The sequence below is a fragment of the Marinobacter sp. H13 genome (assembly GCF_059072335.1).
Genome location: NZ_JCACRU010000001.1, coordinates 1,156,947 through 1,179,430, shown reverse-complemented (window position 1 = coordinate 1,179,430; position 22,484 = coordinate 1,156,947). Strand labels below are relative to the sequence as shown.

General features: G+C 57.1%; 22 protein-coding genes. 13 read left to right on the top strand and 9 right to left on the bottom strand.

Features of this window, described 5'->3' with window-relative positions; genetic code table 11:
• Nucleotides 1–48 precede the first annotated feature (48 nt).
• Nucleotides 49–483 (top strand): ABZJ_00895 family protein, encoded by a 435-nt coding sequence (locus AC5JQH_RS05680; protein WP_273156928.1) that lies wholly within the window; start codon nt 49–51, stop codon nt 481–483.
• 151 nt (nt 484–634) lie between these two features.
• Nucleotides 635–1,168 (top strand): DNA-binding protein, encoded by a 534-nt coding sequence (locus tag AC5JQH_RS05675; RefSeq protein ID WP_092031998.1) that lies wholly within the window; start codon nt 635–637, stop codon nt 1,166–1,168.
• Here the strand turns inward: AC5JQH_RS05675 and AC5JQH_RS05670 are convergent.
• Nucleotides 1,158–1,715, bottom strand: coding sequence for a DUF6933 domain-containing protein (locus AC5JQH_RS05670; protein ID WP_053112933.1), 558 nt, complete (start codon nt 1,713–1,715; stop codon nt 1,158–1,160). The genes AC5JQH_RS05675 and AC5JQH_RS05670 overlap by 11 nt on opposite strands.
• Before the next feature lie 193 nt (nt 1,716–1,908).
• On the opposite strand from AC5JQH_RS05670, the gene AC5JQH_RS05665 reads away from it, so the two are divergent.
• Both AC5JQH_RS05665 and AC5JQH_RS05660 read left to right on the top strand, forming a co-directional pair.
• A complete protein-coding gene (locus tag AC5JQH_RS05665; RefSeq protein ID WP_491713291.1) occupies nt 1,909–2,721 on the top strand; it encodes a HipA family kinase in 813 nt (270 codons plus the stop codon).
• Nucleotides 2,718–3,572, top strand: coding sequence for a DUF3037 domain-containing protein (locus AC5JQH_RS05660; RefSeq protein ID WP_075267582.1), 855 nt, complete (start codon nt 2,718–2,720; stop codon nt 3,570–3,572). Before AC5JQH_RS05665 ends, AC5JQH_RS05660 begins: the two co-directional genes overlap by 4 nt.
• 241 nt (nt 3,573–3,813) lie before the next feature.
• On the opposite strand, the gene AC5JQH_RS05655 is transcribed toward AC5JQH_RS05660, so the two are convergent.
• The 7 genes from AC5JQH_RS05655 to AC5JQH_RS05625 all read right to left on the bottom strand — a co-directional run bounded on the left by AC5JQH_RS05655 (nt 3,814) and on the right by AC5JQH_RS05625 (nt 11,007).
• A complete protein-coding gene (locus AC5JQH_RS05655) occupies nt 3,814–4,560 on the bottom strand; it encodes an amino acid ABC transporter ATP-binding protein (protein ID WP_092031996.1) in 747 nt (248 codons plus the stop codon).
• Between the two features lie 13 nt (nt 4,561–4,573).
• Nucleotides 4,574–5,245 carry an amino acid ABC transporter permease gene (locus tag AC5JQH_RS05650; protein WP_014578168.1) on the bottom strand — a complete coding sequence of 224 codons (672 nt, stop codon included), beginning with the start codon at nt 5,243–5,245 and terminating at the stop codon, nt 4,574–4,576.
• A gap of 91 nt (nt 5,246–5,336) precedes the next feature.
• Complete coding sequence (locus AC5JQH_RS05645) at nt 5,337–6,095, bottom strand: transporter substrate-binding domain-containing protein (protein WP_288366523.1); 759 nt, start codon at nt 6,093–6,095, stop codon at nt 5,337–5,339.
• Nucleotides 6,096–6,325: 230 nt separating this feature from the next.
• Nucleotides 6,326–7,195: a methylenetetrahydrofolate reductase [NAD(P)H] gene (metF, locus tag AC5JQH_RS05640; RefSeq protein WP_053112927.1), complete on the bottom strand. Its 870-nt coding sequence runs from the start codon at nt 7,193–7,195 to the stop codon at nt 6,326–6,328.
• A gap of 12 nt (nt 7,196–7,207) precedes the next feature.
• The gene (gene ahcY, locus AC5JQH_RS05635) at nt 7,208–8,602 is read right to left on the bottom strand and encodes an adenosylhomocysteinase (RefSeq protein ID WP_493791523.1); all 1,395 of its coding nucleotides are present in this window, start codon (nt 8,600–8,602) and stop codon (nt 7,208–7,210) included.
• 63 nt (nt 8,603–8,665) lie between these two features.
• Entirely contained in the window at nt 8,666–9,856 is a 1,191-nt protein-coding gene (gene metK, locus AC5JQH_RS05630; RefSeq protein ID WP_493805384.1) for a methionine adenosyltransferase, read from the bottom strand.
• A gap of 149 nt (nt 9,857–10,005) precedes the next feature.
• Nucleotides 10,006–11,007 carry an ArsR/SmtB family transcription factor gene (locus AC5JQH_RS05625; RefSeq protein ID WP_039882088.1) on the bottom strand — a complete coding sequence of 334 codons (1,002 nt, stop codon included), beginning with the start codon at nt 11,005–11,007 and terminating at the stop codon, nt 10,006–10,008.
• Nucleotides 11,008–11,242: 235 nt separating this feature from the next.
• Between AC5JQH_RS05625 and tkt the strand changes: the two genes are divergently transcribed.
• From tkt to AC5JQH_RS05595, 6 genes are all read left to right on the top strand, one after another.
• The gene (tkt, locus tag AC5JQH_RS05620; protein ID WP_053112925.1) at nt 11,243–13,243 is read left to right on the top strand and encodes a transketolase; all 2,001 of its coding nucleotides are present in this window, start codon (nt 11,243–11,245) and stop codon (nt 13,241–13,243) included.
• Nucleotides 13,243–14,274, top strand: a complete 1,032-nt coding sequence (gene gap, locus AC5JQH_RS05615) for a type I glyceraldehyde-3-phosphate dehydrogenase (RefSeq protein WP_008175297.1) — start codon at nt 13,243–13,245, stop codon at nt 14,272–14,274. The genes tkt and gap overlap by 1 nt, the downstream gene beginning before the upstream one ends.
• A gap of 29 nt (nt 14,275–14,303) precedes the next feature.
• Nucleotides 14,304–15,464: a phosphoglycerate kinase gene (locus AC5JQH_RS05610; protein WP_493805383.1), complete on the top strand. Its 1,161-nt coding sequence runs from the start codon at nt 14,304–14,306 to the stop codon at nt 15,462–15,464.
• A gap of 54 nt (nt 15,465–15,518) precedes the next feature.
• Nucleotides 15,519–16,583 (top strand): class II fructose-bisphosphate aldolase, encoded by a 1,065-nt coding sequence (gene fba / locus AC5JQH_RS05605; protein ID WP_048496096.1) that lies wholly within the window; start codon nt 15,519–15,521, stop codon nt 16,581–16,583.
• 154 nt (nt 16,584–16,737) lie between these two features.
• Nucleotides 16,738–17,709, top strand: a complete 972-nt coding sequence (locus tag AC5JQH_RS05600) for a DnaJ C-terminal domain-containing protein (RefSeq protein ID WP_092031981.1) — start codon at nt 16,738–16,740, stop codon at nt 17,707–17,709.
• A 13-nt stretch (nt 17,710–17,722) separates the two neighbouring features.
• On the top strand, nt 17,723–18,067 hold the full coding sequence (locus AC5JQH_RS05595; RefSeq protein WP_053112922.1) for a chaperone modulator CbpM: 345 nt from the start codon (nt 17,723–17,725) through the stop codon (nt 18,065–18,067).
• Between the two features lie 13 nt (nt 18,068–18,080).
• Here the strand turns inward: AC5JQH_RS05595 and AC5JQH_RS05590 are convergent, their stop codons facing one another.
• Nucleotides 18,081–18,254 (bottom strand): DUF6435 family protein, encoded by a 174-nt coding sequence (locus AC5JQH_RS05590; RefSeq protein WP_008175274.1) that lies wholly within the window; start codon nt 18,252–18,254, stop codon nt 18,081–18,083.
• Nucleotides 18,255–18,459: 205 nt separating this feature from the next.
• On the opposite strand from AC5JQH_RS05590, the gene AC5JQH_RS05585 reads away from it, so the two are divergent.
• From AC5JQH_RS05585 to AC5JQH_RS05575, 3 genes are all read left to right on the top strand, one after another.
• Nucleotides 18,460–19,926: a DUF5666 domain-containing protein gene (locus AC5JQH_RS05585; protein WP_493805382.1), complete on the top strand. Its 1,467-nt coding sequence runs from the start codon at nt 18,460–18,462 to the stop codon at nt 19,924–19,926.
• Nucleotides 19,927–20,008: 82 nt separating this feature from the next.
• Entirely contained in the window at nt 20,009–20,860 is an 852-nt protein-coding gene (locus AC5JQH_RS05580) for a DUF6502 family protein (protein ID WP_092031976.1), read from the top strand.
• A gap of 39 nt (nt 20,861–20,899) precedes the next feature.
• Nucleotides 20,900–22,450: a DUF5666 domain-containing protein gene (locus tag AC5JQH_RS05575; RefSeq protein WP_491713834.1), complete on the top strand. Its 1,551-nt coding sequence runs from the start codon at nt 20,900–20,902 to the stop codon at nt 22,448–22,450.
• The last annotated feature ends 34 nt before the right edge of the window (nt 22,451–22,484 follow it).

The window sequence follows — 22,484 nt, the reverse complement described above, 5'->3', positions numbered from 1 at the left end:
GAGAACGTGCCAATAAATTAAAAACCAAAAAAGCAAGGAAGCTTAAATATGATCACAAAGACAATTCTCAACTTTACCGGCCTCTACGCCGCTCTCCAGCTCTGCATTATTACGATCGGTGAGGTATTCAACATCGATATGAATTCCGGCGTGCAAATCGGGGCGATGATCGGTGCCGCCTATGGCGCAATGGCCGCATCGGTTTCGGCGTTTGGTAGGGCGCCGACGCTCCGGGAGAACTGGATGATGTCCGTCTCTGTGAACATCAGTGCGCTGGTTGTCTCTTTCATTTCCCTCATCGCTCTGCCGTTCGTTTCAGCCGATGCCCCTGTGATTGATGACCTCATGATAGTTATCTCAGAGCTTCCAATGGGCCTTGTGATGATCGGTTTTGCGGTTGCCGTTCTATTGCAGACCCTCGTGTGCTTGCTGATCTTTGGCAAGGTGGCGCGCCGGTATCTCACGAAGCTCAATCCGGCCTAACTTTTCGATACAGCAAGGTTGTCATATGACAACCTTGCTGTATATGATTTGCCCAAGGAATGGCACGAGTGCCCCGCAAGAGACATGCGAACAAAGATATAGAAGCGGCGCTGGCCTGTGCAGAACTGACTCGCTAACGGAGTTGAAGACCATGAATCGTGAATACGACTTCACGCTTAAATATTCAGTTCCACAAGACTTTGCACATGACCAGCTCGAGAGCTCATTGTTTCAAGCGGGATGCGACGACGCCATCATCGGCCTCGGCCAAAAAGGCCGGCTCGCTCTGAACTTTACACGCGAGGCCGAGTCAGCAGAACAAGCCATGCTGAGCGCGCTGCAGGATGTGCAACGGGCGGTTCCTGAGGCCCGCCTGGTGGAGGCCGGGCCGGATTTTGTGGGTATTTCCGACATGGCGAGCCTGCTGATGTTTTCCCGCCAGAACATGCGAAAGCTCATTCAAACCCATCTGGCCAGTTTTCCAATGCCGGTCCATGAGGGCGCGTCAGCAATCTGGCATCTGTGTGATGTCCTTGCCTGGTTCTCCGAAACACAGAAGCGAGCGATTCCGGCTGATCTAATGGACGTGGCCCGAGTAAGCATGGGCGTGAATATGGTGCGAGAAGCAGGGCGGATCGATCATCGATTGCAGGCGCAGTTAAGACAACAAAGCGCTATCGATTAATGGTATCCAACAACGCCAACATCTCCCGCTGCGGCCAGATCGCGCCTTTGACTCCCTTAACCGTGCAGGGCCTTTCCGCCAGCCACGCGCCGGTTCTGTAGGGTGCAAGATCGCTGATTGAGAGCCGGTTATACCAGATCTGATGCTCAAGATCCTGCCCCATCCGGTTCATGGTCGCCTGCACGGAACGGTCGCACTCCAAGTCGCAAACCAGTTCTGCGAGGGCGCTTTCGGCAGCGTCCATCTGTGCCTGATTCGCGCCGGACTTGAGCAGCGTGTTCATCAATGCATCCTGAAACCACCAGTCCAGCTCCGCGAAGTCCGGTTTTGTCAGGCAGGTTGCCAGCAACGGAAAGCGGGTGCTGTCGTGAACAAAAAACACGCAGTTGCGGCGCTGGATTGTGAGCAGGTTGGCGTGCCAGCCGCTAAGCGGGCTCTCAGGCTCGTCATTAGCGGCATGTGGGATCGGCAGTTTGCGTTTGAGACGAGCGGACGAATCCAGCGGCAGCTTCGTATCAAGTTTCTTTGTGCAGTGGATGCGGATCATGGTTTTCTGGCTATATATTCTATCGAAGTCTTGTTTAGGCCGACTTTGATTTGCGGTGAAATTATAAGTGCATGAAATTACAGTCAGTTATGTATCCTTGTGTGCCGCAATGCGATTACTGATCAAATAAACTTGCCGGTTTATCTGCGCTTCCACAAGAAGAGAATATGGGATACGGTTGGGTCGTTCTACCGTGACCGTCAGCAACAAGATGTACCGTGGTTACTACCGAGAAAAAGGGAATTTCACACCTGTGTCCAGTTTGCCTCCCAATGAAGTCGAGATCGTCGAGGTGTTGCGCCGCTCGGAACACGGCATGACTCTGCCGTTCATCTGCAGGGGCGACGATGGAGAGATTTATTTCGTCAAAGGCAGCGGGGCGGGCAGACAGAGTCAGATTAACGAATGGATCTCTGGCAACCTCGCTCTGGCCATGGGAATTCCCGTAGCTCCGTTCAGACTTGTCGATGTTCCCGACGAGTTAACCGATGTATTATCAGCGGAAGATGCGCTTGCGTTGGGTCGCGGCCCGGCTTTTGGATCCGTGGAGCAGAGGATAACGGAGTTGGCTTTCTCCCAGATTCATGATGTCCCATCGGAAATGCGTGGCTCTCTCCTCGTTTTCGATTGGTGGATATCGAACGTTGATCGTCAATTGACGAAAAACGGCGGAAACGCCAATCTGTTCTGGGATGCGGAAACTCAGCGCCTCGTGGTCATTGACCACAACCAGGCGTTCGACCCTGATTTCGATGCCGACCAATTTTTTCGGTATCACGCCTTCAAGGACGGCGTGCCAGATGTGTTCGATGACTTGATTGAGCGCCAGCACTATACTGAAAGGCTGGAACAGGCTTTGAGGGAGTGGGACGGCATTATCCAGGCCATTCCCGAGGAGTGGTTTTACATAGACTCTGAGATGACGATGAAACTGGACTTTGATCCGGATTCATTCCTGAAACACTTGCAGCGTTTTCGTAGCGACAACTTTTGGAACCGGAAATGACCAGGACAGCGTGCCAATACGCCATCGTGCGGTTTATGCCTTATATCGAGACGGGCGAGTTCGCCAACGTCGGTATTTTGCTGTGGGCACCGAAAACCCGCTACCTGGGCTTTAAACTGCTTCGGAAAAAGCATGCCCGTATCACCCAGTTCTTTGAGGAGCTGGACCGGGGACTGTACCTCAAAACCATGGCGAATCTGGATGCTGAGCTGCGCAGAGTACAGGGCATGCTCAAAGACCAGGTCGGCGAGTTTGGTGACAACGACCGGGATTATGGATTTCACAAAGGTCTGTTTCAGGAACTGATCCGACCCCGTGAAACCATCGTTCGTTTCAGCGAGCAGCGGGCAGTGCTGGCGGAGAATCCAGAGCAAACACTGGCTGAGCTCTACGAATATTACGTTGGCCGGAACTTCGTCACCAGGGAATATCAGGAGACCATTCTCGAGAAGGGCATCAAGCAACTCCTGGAACAGCGGGATCTGGCAAAGCGTTTTACCAAGCGTCGGATCGAAGATCAGCTATACGGAGTCACCTTCCCCTTCGTTGAGCAAAAGGACAACGAGGCCATTCGGGTAATCAAGCCCCTGTTCCTGGGGCAGACCGATTCCACGGCCATTATCGAACATGGTGGCAAGTGGAAGCTGAAAGTGGATCAGCTCCGCAAGCGGCATCTGCTGAAAGGCCCCGTGTTATTTCCGGTTAAAGGCCCGGAGCCTGGACAGGTTAATGACCTTCGTGTAGAGGCTTTCGAGGAAACCCTTGCCAACCTGGAGGGCGACGGTATCGAGATAACTCTGCACACTGAAAAAGACAGGATTCTCGAGTTTGCCGGAATGCACGCCCATTAGCGATCTCGGGCTCGTCGGCGGGTATGATTGCGCCTGCCGATTGCCCTCCCGAGGAGCTTGTAATTAATCCTTACAGGTTGCACCCCGAGCGGGTTGCAATTATCGGTACTGCAGGCGATCAGTATGCAGACAGGCTAGGTTACTTCCTCCACTTGCTCTCCCTCCTCCGGAACTTGCAGTTCGCCGGCGGGCATTCAGGAAAAAGCCTCCGCAAGCGGAGGCTTTCAAAGCTGGGTTTGGCTCAGTGCGCCAACACCCGCGAAAGAAACGCCTGGGTGCGCTCGTTCTGAGGGTTGTCGAACACATCGTCCGGTTTACCCTGTTCCACAATCTGGCCCTCGTGGATGTATATCACGCGGTCGGCCACTTCACGGGCGAAGCCCATCTCGTGGGTGACGACCATCATGGTCATGCCCTCTTTGGCCAGCTCCCGCATAACATCCAGCACTTCACCGATCATTTCCGGGTCCAGGGCTGAGGTTGGCTCGTCGAACAGCATGAGGCGCGGTTCCATCGCCAGCGCTCGGGCGATTGCGACCCGCTGTTGCTGGCCGCCGGACAGCTGGCTGGGGTACTTGTCGGCCTGGTTGCCGATGCCCACACGGTTGAGCAACCGCTCGGCGGTGGCATTGGCAACAGTTTCCGGAGCATCCTTGACCTTCTTGGGCGCCAGCATGATGTTCTTTTTCACCGTGAGGTGAGGGAAGAGGTTGAACTGTTGGAATACCATGCCGACTTCCTTGCGGATTTCAGCCAGAGCTTTCGGATTGCCGCTCTTGGGCGCGAGCTGTTGGCCGTCCACTTCCAGTGTTCCGGATTCATATTCTTCAAGGCCGTTCACACAGCGAATCAGGGTGGATTTGCCGGAGCCGCTGGCGCCGATAATAACCACCACTTCGCCCTGTTCAACGGTAAGGTCAATATCTTTGAGGACATGCAGTTTCCCGAAGTACTTGTTCATGCCCTTCATTTTTACAATCTGAGTCATGGGTAACGTTCCTTCAGACAGAAGCCAGTCCGCGGCGCTCAACGAAGCGGAGAATGATGGACAGGGACAGGGTGATGGCCAGGTAGAGGATCGCGACCACAAAATACACCTCGAAGGCGGTAAAGGTGTTGGCAATATAGATCTGGCCCTGGCGGACCAGCTCGCCGACGCCGATCACCGAGAACAGGGATGTGTCCTTGATGCTGACAATGGCCTGGTTACCCAGCGGCGGAATCATGCGACGGAACGCCTGAGGCCACACGACAGACCAGAAGGTCTGGGTTCGGGACAGCCCCAGAGAAAGCCCGGCTTCGGTCTGGCCCTTGTCGATGGACTGAACGCCACCCCGGACCACCTCGGATATGTAGGCGCCGGAGTTCAAAGCGATGGCCGCGATGCCGGCCGTCAAGGGATCAATTGGACCGCCAATCAGGTCCGGCAGGCCGTAGAAAATAAAGAGGACCTGAACCAGGATCGGAGTGCCACGAAAGATTTCGATGTAGGCGGTGGCCGGCCACCGCAGGAACCACTTCTTGTTGATGCTCAGCAGGCCAAAGAAAATGCCCAGAGCAAAACCGATCAGAAGACCGCCGAAGGAGATCAGCAGGGTGTAGGGGATCCCTTTTATCAGAAAAGGGATAGAGTCGATGGCTGCCTGCCAGTCGAACTGAAACTGGAATTCCACAATGAGAGTCTCCGCAGAGTTTTGGAGTCACGAAGTGCCGGGGCAGTGAAGCCCCGGCAAAGGGAATCAGACCTCTGGGGTCCGGGAGCCCTTACATGCCCTCGGGCATGGGGCCAAACCATTTTTCGTAGATGGTTTTGTAAGTGCCATCTTCCTTCATTGCGGCAAGGGCGTCGTTTACATCATCAACCCATTCACTGCCATTCTTGAGGGCAATACCATACTGCTGGCCTTCATACAGCGGGCCGACGGTTGTCACCTTGCCTTCACCTTTGGTGCGGGCAAAGTAGCCTACGTTTGGCGCATCGTAGAACACTGCATCAATGGCACGGGACATCAGCGCCATGTACATATCAGAGCTGCCCGGGTAGGGGGTTACACCGTCATCGGCGTCAAGGTTCTTGACCAGGTAGTCATAACTGGTGCTACCAATCTTGGTGCCGATTTTCTTGCCTTCGAGGTCGTCGAATTCGCTAACGTCGTCATTACCCTCGCGAACGAGGATTCGCAGACCCGAGTCGTAGTACGGGTCGGAGAAATCGACGATTTCTTCACGCTCTTCAGTAATCGTGATGCCGGCAATGGCAATGTCGACGTTGCCGGTTTGCAGGGCGGGGATGATGCCGTTGAAGTCCATGGTGTTGAGGTCAATTTCGAAACCTGCACGGTCGGCTACCTCGCGGATGATCTCCATATCGAAACCGATCATCTCACCGGTTTCCTGGTCCATCATTTCAAACGGAACGAAACTCGGGTCAGTGACGACGCGCAGGGTTTCTGCGCTCACGGTTCCTGCAGCAACGGTCAGTGCCAGGCTGGCGCTTACGGTCTTCAGCCACTTCGTGCTCATACATTCTCCTTTTCTTTCTTATGAGGCTCCATTTGCCCGGTAAGGCAAGCCGGACCAATCACTGCTGTTGACTGCGATCTCCGGGGAGCGTTGATGGAACTGCATCACATACACTTTAGACTATTACGCAGATGAGCACAGGAAATCAAATGCTTGGCACGGGGGCGGCGGTCGGCAAGGGGTGTCGGATTACGGTGCGGAGGACCGTAATCCGACGGCAATGAACTACATCAAAAAGCAATCTTCTCCCGCTCACTGATGCCCAGGTTCTTCCAGATGCTGATACTGGGTTCCACCTGGTTCAGGGTATAGAAATGCAATCCCGGCGCGCCGGCCTTCAACAGCTTCTCGCACATCTCGGTGACCACTTCCTCACCGAACTTGCGGATGGAATCGCTGTCGTCGCCGTAGGCTTCGAGCTGTTTGCGAATCCAGCGAGGAATTTCCGCGCCGCACATGTCCGAGAAACGAACCAGGTTGGAGAAATTGACGATGGGCATGATGCCCGGGACCACCGGAATGGTAACGCCCATTTTCTCCAGCCGGTCGATGAAGTAGAAGTAGCTGTCCGCGTTGAAGAAGTACTGGGTGATGGCGCTGTTGGCACCGGCCTGAACCTTGCGGGCAAAGTTCTTCAGATCTTCTTCGGCGTTGCGGGCCTGAGGATGAAACTCAGGGTACGCGGCTACTTCCAGGTTAAACGTATCGCCGCTGTGCTCACGGATAAACTCCACCAGCTCGTTGGCGTAGCGCAGCTCACCGGCGGCACCCATACCGGAGGGCATGTCGCCCCGTAGGGCGACAATCCGGTTGATTCCGTGCTCCCGGTACAGATCCAGAAGCTCCCCGATTTCCTGGCGGGTGCCCCCGACGCAGGAAAGATGAGGTGCCGTGGAAATGCCCTGGCTATGCAGGTTGAGCACGGTCTCGATGGTGCGGTCCCGGGTGGAACCACCGGCGCCGAAGGTGACGGAGAAAAAGTCCGGATTCACCTCGGCCAGCTGGTTGCGCACGTTCTGCAGCTTTTCCTTGCCCTGGTCGGTCTTGGGCGGGAAAAACTCAAAGCTGAAACGACGCTTGAACTGTTTCTGGGATTGCATCTGTTTACCCGATCAGTACTTGTAGCTTTCTGGCTTGTACGGGCCTTCGACCGGTACACCGATGTATTTCGCCTGCTCCGGAGTCATCTTGGTGATCACGCCACCAAAGCCTTCCACCATGGCCCGGGCCACTTCCTCGTCCAGGTGCTTGGGCAGAACCTGAACGTATACGCCTTTCTCGCGGGCATCTTCCGGCAGATCGGCGAACTTGCGCTCGAACAGGTACATCTGGGCCAGAACCTGGTTGGCAAAGGAGCCATCCATGATCCGTGACGGGTGACCGGTGGCGTTGCCCAGGTTCACCAGGCGGCCTTCGGACAGCAGGATCAGGTGGTCGTTGGTGGCCTTGTCACGGTACACAACGTGCACCTGCGGCTTCACCTCGTCCCATTCCCAGTTCTTGCGCATGTAGGCGGTATCGATCTCATTATCGAAATGGCCGATGTTGCATACCACGGCACCGCTCTTGAGCGCCTTGAGCATGTGCGCGTCGCACACGTTCATGTTGCCGGTGGTGGTGACCAGAAGGTCGGTGTTCTGCAGCAGGTCCCGGTTCACGGCAGCCTCGGTGCCGGTGTTCACACCGTCAATGTACGGAGACACAACCTCGAAGCCGTCCATGCAGGCCTGCATGGCACAGATCGGGTCTGCTTCGGTGATCTTCACGATCATGCCTTCCTGGCGCAGCGACGCGGCGGAGCCCTTGCCCACATCGCCGTAACCAATCACCAGTGCCTTTTTGCCGGCCATCAGATGGTCGGTAGCGCGTTTGATGGCATCGTTCAGGCTGTGGCGACAACCGTATTTGTTGTCGTTCTTGGCCTTGGTGACCGCATCGTTCACATTGATGGCCGGAACCTTCAGCGTGCCCTCGCGCAGCATTTCCTGCAGGCGGTGCACACCGGTGGTGGTCTCTTCGGTCACGCCGTGGCAGTTCGCCAGCACTTCCGGATACTTTTCATGGAGCAGAGCGGTCAGGTCACCGCCGTCGTCCAGAATCATGTTCGGTTCCCAGCCATCCACGTCGGCTCCGACGGTGCGCTCGAGGCACCAGTCGTACTCTTCATCGGTCTCGCCTTTCCAGGCAAACACGGGGATGCCCTGAGCCGCGATGGCGGCGGCGGCCTGATCCTGGGTGGAGAAGATGTTGCACGAAGACCAGCGCACGTTCGCACCCAGTTCCACCAGCGTCTCGATCAGTACGGCGGTCTGAATGGTCATGTGAATACAGCCCATTACATTGGCGCCTTTCAGGGGCTGCTCGGCTTTGTACTTATTGCGGAGCTTCATCAGGGCAGGCATCTCGCCTTCGGCGATGTTGATTTCCTTCCGGCCCCAGCCGGCCAGGGAGATGTCGCGGACCTTGTAGTCGTCAAAGCTGTTCAGTTTTTCTGCGGGAGTGCTCATGGTGTTCTCCTGTCAGTCAGTTTGGCTTGGGCGTATGCCAGATGACATACGCCCCAAATCGGTTTAGATACCAGCAGCATCCTTGAGGGCGGCCGCGCGATCGATTTTCTCCCACGGGAACGCCGTGAAGGTCTTGCCACCGACGGTCATCTCATAGGGCTCGCGACCGAAGTGGCCGTAAGCTGCCGTCTGTTGATACATCGGGTGCAGCAGATCGAGCATGTTGGTGATCGCGTACGGGCGCAGATCGAAGTTCTGGCGCACCAGTTCAATGATCTTGTCATCGCTGATCTTGCCGGTACCGAAGGTGTTCAGGGAGATAGAGGTCGGCTGCGCCACGCCGATGGCGTAGGAAACCTGGATCTCGCACTTGTCGGCCAGCCCGGCGGCGACGATGTTCTTGGCAACATAACGGCCGGCGTAGGCGGCGGAGCGGTCGACCTTGGACGGATCCTTGCCGGAGAACGCGCCACCACCGTGGCGGGCCATGCCGCCGTAGGTGTCTACGATGATTTTACGGCCGGTCAGGCCGCAGTCACCAACGGGACCACCGATCACGAACTTGCCGGTCGGGTTGATGTGGAACTGGGTGTCCTTGTGCAGCAATTCAGCTGGCAGCGCGTGCTTGACGATCAGCTCCATCACCGCTTCTTTCAGGTCTTCCTGGGTCACGTCTTCATCGTGCTGGGTGGACAGAACCACCGCGTCGATACCGGCAACCCGGCCGTTTTGGTAGCGGCAGGTGACCTGGCTCTTGGCGTCCGGGCGCAGCCACGGCAGCAGGCCGCTTTTGCGGGCCTCGGCCTGGCGCTGCACCAGGCGGTGAGAGAAAGTGATCGGCGCCGGCATGAGTACGTCGGTTTCGTTGCTGGCATAGCCGAACATCAGGCCCTGATCGCCGGCACCCTGGTCTTCAGGCTTCTTGCGATCAACGCCCTGGGCGATATCGACGGACTGCTTGCCGATAATGTTGATGATGCCGCAGGTGTCGCCGTCGTAGCCCACTTTCGAGGAGGTGTAGCCGATGTCCTTGATGACACCGCGCACCAGGTCTTCCAGATCCACCCAGGCGCTGGTGGTGATCTCACCGCCAACGATGGCCACACCGGTTTTTACCATGGTCTCGCAGGCAACGCGGGCATGGGGATCGTCGGTCAGGATGGCATCCAGCACGGCATCAGAGATCTGGTCTGCCAGTTTGTCCGGATGGCCTTCAGAGACCGATTCGGAAGTGAAGATGTTGTAGTCAGCCATAGCGCATGCTCCTCTGTGAGCGATTCAAATTCAGGCCGGTAAGCGGTTTTCTTAAAGCGCTTTCCGGTATCCGGTTTGTTGGTCTGTGTGAGGATACGTAAAACTACGTATCCGTATATCAAAATTTGTTGATATTGCGATCCAGGTCGTCAAATCTGACCGCTGTGTTTCCAGAATTCCCGAACCTGGATCTGGAACCCGTTCCGCAAGCCGATAAACAGCTGTTCTCCGGCAACCAGGCCGGCGTCCGCGGCCCAGGTGGTAAGCTCTTCCGGCTCAAACCCGAGCCAGAGATCACCGCAGTTTGCTTTTGCCCAGTCCTGGTCGTGACTGCACAGGTCGCTGATTACGAAGCAGCCGCCGTTGTTCATCAACGCCGCGGCATCAAGGAAGATGTCAGCGGGGCTGGGCACGTGATGCAGAACCATATTCGCAACGACCAGGTCGAAGGCGTCGCCCCTGGCCAGCAGGGTGTCGGTAACACCTTCTATCAGGTCGATGTTGTTCAGCCGTTCGTCAATGCAGGTGCGGGTGGCCTTGGCCAGCATGTCCCGGCTGTTATCCAGGGCAACCACATGCCCACAAAGCTCTGCCAGAACCGGTAGGAAGGCACCCTCGCCGGGGCCGATTTCCAGTGCGGCCTGCCATTGATGTTTGCGGGACCGTTTGCGGATCATTTCCGCGACCGGCTCTGCGTAAAGATCAAAAGCGGCGATCAGTTCCTGCTGCTCGCGGAACTGCTCTGCATGCCGGGCGAAGAAAGCCTGGGACTGGTCTGCGCGCTGAGTGCGAATGGCCTCAATGCGCTCCTGCAGATGTGGTGGCAGTGGCACCCGGTCTACCGCTTCAAATATCTGTCGGATGGTCTGGTCGGTTGGCTTGTCGCTGTCCAGGTGCAGCGGGCGGCGATAGAAAATCGCATTGCCTTCACGCTGGGGCTCAAGCAGACCAGCCTTGTTCATTACCTTCAGGTGGTGGCTCATACCGGACTGGCGCATATCAAACAACTGGCTGAGCTCCAGAACTCCGAACGTATCCCGTCTCAACACACGCAGAATCTCCAGCCGCAACGGATCCCCGCCCGCTTTGAAGATCGGGGCCAGTGCGTCCACGGAGGACAGGTTGTCGGCGTATGTGTTCATGGATGTCATGGAAACGAAGTGTAGGGGGCTTCGGGTGGTCAATCAATAGGCATATCAAAAAATTTTGATATAGATTTATCGTTCTTTGAAATCAGACCTTTCGGAAATCCACAGGCAAACAATCGTGAAACAGGCACATGCCGATTTGCCCCGGCACACACTAATCGGCGAAAATACGCGCCTCATTTTGATCGCCCTTTAATCACTACGAATTCTTTTCCTGCAAAACACTGGAGAAACGTCAATGCCGTCTCGTAAAGATCTCGCCAACGCCATTCGCGCGCTGAGCATGGATGCGGTTCAGAAAGCCAAGTCCGGCCACCCGGGTGCGCCCATGGGTATGGCGGATATCGCCGAGGTTCTGTGGAACGATTACCTGAGCCACAACCCGGCCAACCCTCAGTGGGCCAACCGGGACCGCTTCGTGCTGTCCAACGGTCACGGCTCCATGCTGCAGTACTCCCTGCTGCACCTGAGCGGTTACGACGTTTCCATCGAAGACATCAAGAACTTCCGTCAGTTGCACTCCAAGACGCCGGGCCACCCCGAGTACGGCTACACCCCGGGTATCGAAACCACCACCGGCCCCCTGGGCCAGGGTATTGCCAACGCCGTTGGTTTCGCCATTGCCGAGAAGTCCCTGGCAGCGCAGTTCAACCGTCCGGGCCACGAGATTGTTGATCACTACACCTATGCGTTCCTCGGCGACGGCTGCCTCATGGAAGGTATCTCCCACGAAGTGGCTTCCCTGGCAGGCACCCTGGGCCTCGGCAAGCTTGTGTTCTTCTACGACGACAACGGCATCTCCATCGATGGCGAAGTTGACGGCTGGTTTACTGATAACACCCCGCAGCGTTTCGAGTCCTACGGCTGGCAGGTGATTCCCGCGGTCGACGGCCATGATGCTGACGCCATTCGCGCCGCGATCGAAGCCGCCCGTGCCAACACCGAACAGCCCACGCTGATCTGCTGCAAGACCATCATCGGCTTTGGTTCCCCGAACAAACAGGGCAAGGAAAGCTGTCACGGTGCCCCCCTGGGTGACGACGAAATCACCCTGACCCGCGAGCAGTTGGGCTGGCAGTACGGTCCGTTCGAAATTCCGGCCGACATCGCCAGTGCCTGGAACGCCCGTGAAAAAGGTGCCGCTGCCCAGTCCGAGTGGGAACAGAAGTTTGCCGCCTACGAAAAAGCGGAGCCGGAACTGGCGGCTGAGTTCAAGCGCCGCATGGCTGGCGACCTGCCCGCCGACTTTGCCGAGAAGGCCCAGGCTTACATCCAGGAATGCCAGGACAAGGCCGAGACTGTGGCTTCCCGCAAGGCGTCCCAGAACACTCTGAACGCTTACGGCCCGCTGCTGCCGGAACTGATGGGCGGCTCTGCCGACCTGGCCGGTTCCAACCTGACTATCTGGTCCGACACCAAGGGTCTGACCAAGGAAGATGCCAGCGGTAACTACATCTATTACGGTGTCCGTGAATTCGGCATGGCTGCGATCATGAACGGCATCGCCCTGCACGGCGGTTTCGTGCCCTACGGCGCGACCTTCCTGATCTTCATGGAATATTGCCGCAACGCCGTGCGCATGGCTGCGCTGATGAAGCAGCGTTCCATCTTCGTGTTCACCCACGACTCCATCGGCCTGGGTGAAGATGGCCCGACTCACCAGCCTATCGAGCAGATGGCCAGTCTGCGCACCACGCCCAACATGAGCATGTGGCGTCCGGCGGATACTGTTGAATCCGCAGTGGCCTGGAAAGCAGCTCTTGAGCGCACCGATGGCCCGACCGCCATGGTCTTCTCCCGTCAGGGGCTGCCGGCACAGCCGCGCGATGCCCAACAGCTGGCGGACGTAGCCAAGGGCGCCTATATCCTGTCAGACAGCGAAGGCACGCCGGACCTGATCCTGATTGCCACCGGCTCCGAAGTCGGCCTGGCGCAGGATGCGGCTGCCCAGCTTCGTGATCAGGGCAAGAACGTGCGCGTGGTTTCCATGCCGTCCACGGACGTGTTCGATGCCCAGAGCGCCGAGTACAAGCAGCAGGTCCTGCCGCTGGATGTCACCAACCGCATCGCCATTGAAGCCGGCATTGCCGATTACTGGTACAAGTACGTTGGCCTGGACGGTCGCATCATCGGCATGACCACCTTTGGTGAGTCCGCCCCGGCCGGTGAGCTGTTCAAGGAATTCGGCTTTACCGTCGACAATGTCTTGGAAGTGGCTGCTGAGCTTCTGGACGCCTGATGACGGACTCTGCGCCTTTTCGTGTCGCCATCAACGGGTACGGCCGAATCGGCCAGTGCGTGTTGCGTGCGCTTTATGAAAACGGCTTCCGCGATCACCTTCAGGTGGTCGCGATCAACGAGTTGTCGGATATCGACACCATTGCCCACCTGACCCGATACGATTCCACCCACGGGCGTTTCCAGGGTGACATTTCGGTATCGGGTCAGGACCTGATGGTCAATGGCGATGCCATCCGCGTGTTGAGTCACGCTGACCCGGCAGAGCTGCCCTGGCGCCTGCTTGATGTCGATCTGGTACTGGAATGTTCCGGCGCCTTCTCGGATCGTGCTACGGCCGAGAAGCACATCGATTCCGGGGCCAGACGCCTGCTCTTCTCGCAGCCGGCCGAGTCCGATGTGGACCGCACCGTTGTCTACGGGGTCAACCACGCTGATCTCACACCGGAAGACGTGATCGTTGCAGCCGCCTCCTGCACCACCAACTGCCTGGTGCCTGTGATCAAGGTGCTGGACGACGCCTTTGGCGTGCAGCAGGGCAGTACCACCACGATTCACGCGGCCATGAATGACCAGCCGGTTATCGATGCCTACCACCACCAGGATTTGCGACGAACCCGCAGCGCCCTGCACAACATCGTTCCGGTGGAAACCGGTCTTGCGAAAGGTATTGAGCGGTTGCTGCCGAGCATGGAAGGCAAGTTCAGTTCGGTCGCCATGCGGGTGCCGACCATGAATGTCTCCGCCATCGACATGGTGGTGAACGTGGGCAAAGCCACCAACGTGGCAGCGGTGAACAACCTGTTAGAAGAGGCCGCCAACGGCCCGTTAAAGAGCATACTCGGCTATACCGACGAACTGCTGGCCAGCTCCGACTTCAACCACGATGCCCACTCCGGCGTGGTGGATGGCGGCCAGACCCGGGTCACCGGGGGCACCATGGTGAAAGTGCTGTGTTGGTTCGATAATGAGTGGGGGTTCGCGAACCGGATGCTCGATGTCAGCAAAAGCTGGTTAACCAAACATTCTTAATCTGAAATTTTGTTGAAGGGACGAACGTTATGGCCATCAAGAAAATGACCGACCTTAACCTCGCTGGCAAGCGAGTGCTGATCCGCGAAGACCTGAACGTGCCGGTCAAGGACGGCAAAGTCTCCAGCGACGCCCGCATCCGCGCCTCACTGCCCACCATCAAGGCTGCTAAAGACGCGGGCGCCAAAGTCATGCTGATGTCCCACCTGGGCCGCCCGGAAGAAGGCGTGTACGACGAAGCCTCCTCCATGAAGCCTGTCGCCGACCACCTGACCAAAGTACTGGGCCAGGAAGTTCGCCTGATCAAGGATTACCTGGATGGCGTTGAAGTGGCCGATGGCGAAGTCGTCCTGTTCGAGAACGTCCGCTTCAACAAAGGCGAAAAGAAAGACAACGAAGACCTCGCGAAGAAGTACGCGGCCCTGTGCGATGTCTACGTCATGGACGCCTTCGGCACGGCGCACCGCGCCCAGGCCTCCACCCACGGCGTGGCGAGATTCGCCCCAGAGGCCTGCGCCGGCCCGCTGCTGGCGGCCGAGCTTGAAGCCCTTGGCAAAGCCCTGGACAACCCGGCCAAACCGGTGGTTGCCATCGTTGGCGGCTCCAAGGTTTCTACCAAACTGGACGTGCTCAACGCCCTTGAGAAAGTGTGTGACTCCATCATCGTGGGCGGCGGCATCGCCAACACCTTCCTGGCGGCCGCTGGTCACCCGGTTGGCAAATCCCTGTGCGAACACGACCTGATCGACACCGCCAAAGAAATCGCCAGCCGCGTTGAAATCCCGCTGCCGGTCGACGTGGTGGTTGCCAGCGAATTCGCAGAAACCGCCACCGCAACCACCAAGAACATCGCCGACGTCAGCGACGACGACATGATCCTCGACGTAGGCCCGGAAACCGCCGGCAAGTTCGCCGACGTACTGAAGAGCGCCAAAACCATCCTCTGGAACGGCCCGGTTGGTGTTTTCGAATTCGACCAGTTCGGCAACGGCACCAAAGCTCTGGCCGAAGCCATCGCCGAAAGCGACGCCTTCTCCCTCGCTGGCGGTGGTGACACCGTCGCCGCCGTTGACAAGTACGGCGTTGCTGACAAAATCTCGTATATCTCCACCGGTGGTGGCGCGTTCCTGGAATTCGTAGAAGGAAAGACGCTCCCGGCAGTAGCGGTGCTGGAAGAACGCGGCGCGTAACGAGTTACTGAAAGAATCCAACTATCCCCAAAGTCCAAATGAAGGAGACGACCCATGGCCCTGATTTCGATGCGGCAAATGCTGGATCACGCCGCCGAGCATGGTTACGGTGTGCCAGCCTTTAACGTCAACAACCTGGAACAGATGCGCGCCATCATGGAAGCCGCCGACAAAACCGATTCGCCGGTGATTGTCCAGGCCTCCGCCGGTGCCCGTAAGTACGCCGGTGCGCCATTTCTGCGCCATCTGATCCTGGCGGCCATCGAGGAATTCCCGCACATCCCGGTGGTCATGCACCAGGACCACGGCACCAGCCCCTCCGTGTGCCAGCGCTCCATCCAGCTGGGCTTCAGCTCCGTGATGATGGACGGCTCCCTCGGTGAAGACGGTAAAACCCCCACCGACTACGAATACAACGTCGACGTTACCCGTCGCACCGTTGAAATGGCCCACGCCTGCGGTGTCTCCGTAGAAGGCGAGCTGGGTTGCCTGGGTTCTCTCGAAACCGGCCAGGCCGGTGAAGAAGACGGCATCGGTGCCGAAGGTACCCTGGATCACAGCCAGATGCTGACCGACCCGGAAGAAGCGGCGGACTTCGTCAAGAAAACCCACGTTGATGCCCTGGCCATTGCCATCGGCACCAGCCACGGCGCCTACAAGTTCACCCGTCCGCCCACAGGCGACATCCTGGCCATCGACCAGATCAAAGCCATCCACGCTCGCATCCCGGACACCCACCTGGTTATGCACGGCTCCAGCTCCGTACCCCAGGAGTGGCTGAAGATCATCAACGAATACGGTGGCGAGATTCCGGAAACCTATGGTGTGCCGGTCGAAGAAATCGTAGAGGGCATCAAGCACGGCGTGCGCAAGGTCAACATCGACACCGACCTGCGCCTGGCCAGCACCGGCGCGGTCCGTCGCTTCCTGGCTGAAAACCCGGCCGAGTTCGACCCGCGCAAATTCCTCAAGGAAACGATGAAGGCCATGACCGAAGTGTGCATCGCACGCTACGAAGCCTTCGGTTGTGCCGGCAACGCCAGCAAGATCAAGCCGGTGAACCTTGAGCGCATGTTCGAGCGTTACGCCTCCGGTGAGCTGGATCCGAAAGTTAAGTAAGTTATGTTATTCATTTGGGGCGGATCTCCGCCCCAAATGCCTGACCCACCTCAAGTACGAACGACCTTCCCCTTGTAATTTCCCCAATCTCATCAAATATAGTGGTTAGTAAGCGGGCGTACGCCCAGCAGAATAACCAGTGGTGAGGATCCTGATGGACTTCAAAGACTATTACGCCGTACTCGGTGTGAGTGAGTCTGCCTCCGCCGAGGAGATAAAAAAAGCCTACCGAAAGCTGGCACGGAAATACCATCCGGATGTCAGTAAGGAAGAGGACGCCGACACCAAATTCAAGGAAGTGGGTGAAGCCTACGAAGTACTGAAAGATCCCGAGAAGCGCGCGGAGTACGACCAGCTGCGTAAATACGGCGCCAGGGCGGATGGTTCTTTCGAGCCGCCTCCGGGCTGGCAAAGTGGTGCCGGTTTCGGTGGCGGAGGTTATACCGATGCCGACGCGCGCCAGTTCAGCGACTTCTTCGAGGAGATATTCGGAGGTGGTCGCCAGGGCGGTTTCTCCGGGGGCTACGGTGGTGGCGGTTTCCGCCAGAACATGAGAATGCGCGGTGAGGATGTGCATGCGAGGCTCGCCCTGTTCCTCGAAGAAGCGTTTCACGGCTGTGAAAAACAGGTGTCTTTCGCGGTCCACGAGGCCGATGAACATGGCCGGGTGATTCCCCGGCAAAAGACCCTGAAAGTGAAGATCCCCGCCGGCATGCGCGAAGGCCAGCACATCCGCCTCAAAGGCCAGGGTTCGCCGGGTGTGGGCGGTGCTGAGCCGGGCGATCTGTTCATTGAAGTCGAGTTTGCGCCGCATCCACATTTTTCCGTGGAGGGCCGGGATGTCATGGTTACTGTGCCGATAGCGCCGTGGGAAGCGGCTCTGGGGGCAACGGTGACCGTGCCAACCGTAGGCTCAAAGGTAAATGTGAAAGTGCCGAAGGGCTCCACCAGTGGCCGGAAGCTGCGGCTCAAGGGCAAGGGGTTCCCGGGCAAGCATCCGGGTGATCAGATTGTCATTCTGCAGATCACCATGCCCGAGAAACACAGCGCCGAGGCCGAGAAGCTCTACGAGCAACTGGCCGAGGCAGAGAAAAACTTCAATCCACGCAGCAAGCTTCACGTGTAAGCGGGAGTAAGGTATGAGCAAGCAGGATCATATTTTGACGGTAGAGGTGGTCGACCAGGATGGCAGCACCTTCACCCTGCGTGAAATATGCGAGCGTGGCGAGTGCCATGCCGAGTTTGTCATAAAACTGGTGGACTACGGGATCATTGCCCCGCTGGAAGATTACCCGGAGGCACGGCAATGGGAGTTCGATGTCGCTGCCCTGAGCCGATTGCGCAAAGCGCAGAGATTACAGAGGGACCTGAAAATGAATCTGCCCGGCCTGGCCATGTCTCTGGAACTGCTCGATGAGGTGGAGGAAATGCGTCGGGAAGTGGCCCGTCTCAATCACCGCATCCGGCAATTGATGGGGGAGTAAACGCTCCCCCCGCTTATTTCTTTTCGTCCAGCGCCTGGATCTCGGCGTAGATCTTTTCTGCCTCCTCCATGAGGGTTCCATGAGTTCTCAGATCGCCATTGCGCTGGGCATCCAGTGCCTTGGCGAGCTTCGCCTCGTATTGTTTCTGCAGTTTTTTCTTCGGATCGCCTTTCAAAAATCCCAACATCGTAATGAACCTGTTTTGGCTGAACGTTCAAAGATTTACGTTTTTTGCTCCATAAAGTTCACAAAATTTTCATGATCAAAAACTGGACAGCCATAAATAATGGGATTAAATTCCCAAATAAAGATATGGGATAAAAATCCCATTTTATTGTCGGGTGCTAAGACGTGGTCGCCCGGGGACGCAACAACAAGCCTGGAGAAGAACGATGAATCGCAAACCTTTAGCAATTGCAGTGAAACTGGCCATGACCGGCGCTCTTGCTGGCGCGCTCGCCGCTTGCGGAGGCGGTGGCTCTGGAGACGCCTCAACAAGTGATGCTTCATCGGGGACCAGTGTCGGGGCGGTATCCGGTTTCGGCAGTGTTTACGTGAACGGTACCCGATTTGAGACCAACGGCAGCGTTAGCAGCGACGATGGCCTGGAACGCGAGGATCAGCTCGAAAAGGGCATGATCCTCAAAATTGAGGGCGATTGGGATGACAGTGGTCAGGGGCGGGCGGACAAAGTCAGTTATGACGATACCCTGCGCGGGCCGATTTCTGGCATGAGCTGGGATGAGGTTACCCGCACCGGAACTCTGACCATGCTTGGCCAGAGCATTGCCCTGGATGGCAAAACCGTCTTCCGCGGCGCAACACCAACGGCTCTTGCCGACAACCCCCAGGGCTATCGTATAAGGGTCAGCGCCTGGCGTCTTGAGGATGGCAGCTTCCGGGCAAGCTTTGTTGGTGCCCGGGCCATTGGCCTGGAATTCGATGACAACAACGAAGTAGAAATCGAAGGCGTTGTTGCCGATCTGGACACAAGCGCCCAGACCTTCACCATCAACGGTTTTATTATCGATTACACCAGTGCGGTAGGAGACGATGATTTCTCCCTCGATGACCTGGCAAACGAAATCGCTGTCGAAGTGGAAGGGACGCTGAACGGCAACACCATCTTGGCCGAGGAAATCGATGATGAGGATGACCTCTTCGACGATGATGACGATGTCGAAATCTCCGGAAGCATTTATGACTATGACGCCGCCAGCGGACAGTTCTCGGTAAATGGGGTGCGCGTCCAGATTGATGGGGGCACCGAGTTCGACGATCTCCGCGAAAGCAGCCTTGCGGATGGCCTGTTCGTGAAAGTGGAAGGGGATTTCCGCAATGGCGTCCTGGTGGCTGAAGAGATCGAAGGCCGGGATTCCGATGCCGAGCTGGATGGTCGCATCGAGTCTCTTGATCTGACCAATGAAACCATGGTCGTCAGTGGCGTCCGGGTTCAGCTGACCGGCAACACCCTGATTGATGACGACGACGATGACGAAGATGGCCTTCGCAGTCGCGTCCAGGATATCCAGAGCCTGCAGGTGGGTGACTATCTCGAAATTGAAGGTCGCCAGCAGAGCAGTGAAGGCGGATTCCTCGAGGCCATCAGCATCGAGCGTGAGGATGACGATGACGATGACGATTTTGAGCTTGAGGCACGGGTGAGTGCCATCGGAGCCGATTCCATCACCATCATGAATCTTGAGGTGCTCCGAAATGGCTACAGCCTGTCCGGCGCCCAGGTTGGTGATGAAGTGGAAATCGAGTATCGCCAGACCAGCGGTGGCGAGTATGAGCTCACCGACAACGTCGAAGTCGATGACGATAGTGACGACGGCAATGGCAGCAATGATGATTGATCAGTGAGCCGAAGGTGCGGGTCGGACAGTTGTCGGCCCGCATCCTGGCTTTCGAAGTCGCTATGGGAATACAATCCCAAACATGAAAAAGCCCAACCCCCTGCATCAAGCGCTGTTTCGCATTCTGCGCCCTCTGGCGAGGTTGCTGTTGCGCAATGGTATTCCTTTTGGTGAGTTCTCCGAGCTGGTTAAACGTGCCTACGTGGAAGCCGCCCTGGAGGACTTCACCGACGACCGGAGAAAGCCCACGGACTCACGGGCTGCAGTCATGACCGGGCTGACCCGCAAGGAAGTCAAACGCCAGCGGGAGATCCTGGCAGGGGAGGATGCTGGGAGCCGCGACGTGCTCCATACCAACCGGGCGTCCCGGGTGGTATCGGGCTGGGTCCACGATGCGGTGTTTCAGGCCAAGGACGGAGAGCCTGCCATGCTGGCTTTCGACGGGCCTGCAAGCTTCAGCGAGCTGGTCAAACGCTACAGCGGCGACATGCCGCCCCGTTCCGTGCTGGATGAACTGCTTCGGGTGGGGGTGGTTTCCGTGGAGGGGGAATCTGGCCGCCTGGTCCTGCAGCAAAGGGCCTTTGTCCCGGCCGGAGACAGCGAGGAAATGCTGCAGATTTTCGGTGAGGACGTATCGGATCTCATCGCAACCATTGATCACAATCTGGTCAGTGACGAGTCCGGGCAGCCACCTCTGTTCCAGAGAACCCTGACCTACAACAATATCCCTCCGGAAGTGATGGAGCGCTGGCGCAGGCATGCAGCCGAACGTTCCCAGTCTCTTCTGGAAGAACTGGACAAGTGGCTTGGTCCCCATGATCGGGATATATCCGGTCAAGAGCCTGAAAGTGTATCCGGTGAGCCCGTCCGAACCGGCGTGAGCATCTTCTTCTTTGAAGAGCCCGCCGGAAAAGGCGGCCGGGGTGGGGAATAAAAAAGTTTCCGCAGGCGCTTTAAACAAGCGATATGACAGATGCCGGCCAGGAACGCCGGTTACGGAGATAAAGGTTATGAAACGGCACTTCTGCAATCGTGTTATTGGGCTGGCAGCCGGCACAGTGTCTTCGGGGCGATCTCCGCCTGCGGTGGCGCTGGCGGAGGCCTTGATGTTGCCGATGGTGGTATCCGGGGCACCGGGTCCAGCGTTGGTCCGGTTTCCGGATTCGGAAGTGTTTTTGTTAATGGCGTTGAATTCAGCACCGATGACATTCCGAATCGGGAAGTGGAAAGCAATGACGGCATCACTGCTGAAGGCCTTCTGAGTGAAGGAATGATTCTCAGGGTTGAAGGCGAGTGGTTTGATGATGGCGAAGGCACGGCCGAGAAGCTCAGTTACGACGATACATTGCGGGGTCCGGTAGACCTAGTGACCGCCGATCCAAGTGGTGCCGGTGAATTCGTGACCCTTTCAGTGATGGGGCAATCCGTGCGGGTTGATCGCCAGACGGTGGTTCGCGGCACAACTTACGCCACACTGCTTGGCGAACCCTCTATCACAGATCATGTCCGTGTCAGCGCCTGGCGTCAGGCCGATGGCTCCTATCGGGCCGGCTACATCGCGGTCATCAATCCGGATCTGACTAGTATCGAGTTGGAAGGCACATTGTCAGCGGTGGATATATCCCAGAATCAATTCACGATTGGCACGATCACCGTTGAATATGATGAGAACAGCGTCAGTTTCGGATCAGACCTGACCGAGGCGAACCTGATCAACGGCGCTGTCCTGGAGGTAGAGGGAACCCTGTCAGGAAGCGTGTTGACTGCCGCTACCATTGACCGGGACGACGCCCGACGCTTCAGTCGCAGCAGTGCTGACGATATCGAGTTCACCGCGATAATTGATGCGCCCTATACCGCTTCCGGTATCAGCTCACGCCCGGGAGAGTTTACGATGGGAGGTCTGACCGTTCGGGTGACAGATGCAACCGAACTGGATGACAGCATTACTCTCGACGAGCTTACCGAAGGGCTCCTGATACAGGTGGAAGGGCAGTTCGTCTCGGATACGGTTGTTGAAGCGGAGGAAATTGAACTCCGGGACGGCAATGCGAAAGTGAAGGGAGTAGTTTCTTCCTCTGCTGACAACTCTTTCCTAGTCGGCGGTGTTGAAGTTCGGATTTCGTCGACGACTGCCTTCACTGTCGAAGACGGCTCTGGTATCTCATTCCAGACCCTCCCCATTGGTTCGACCACAGTGGAGGTCGAGGGCATTGAGAAAGAGCAGGGTGCAGATGTATTTATCGAAGCTTTGAAGGTGGAGGTTGATGACGAAATTGCAGATTTCGATGATCGAGATCTTTACGAGCTTGAAGGAAAGCTTACGAGCATCACTCCGAGCACCATCACGGTTCTCGGTGTATCGATCGATGCCGGACCAGCGGTTTACGACAGTAATACTCAAAGTGAAATTATTGATCGTTTTGATGATGGCGAGCTTTTGATTCTCGAAGTTGAATATTCGAGGAACGGGAACAACTTCATCGCCGACGAAATCGATCTGGAAGAAAGCGATGACGATTAACTACAAAACCCGTACATAAATGCGGCCCACTCCG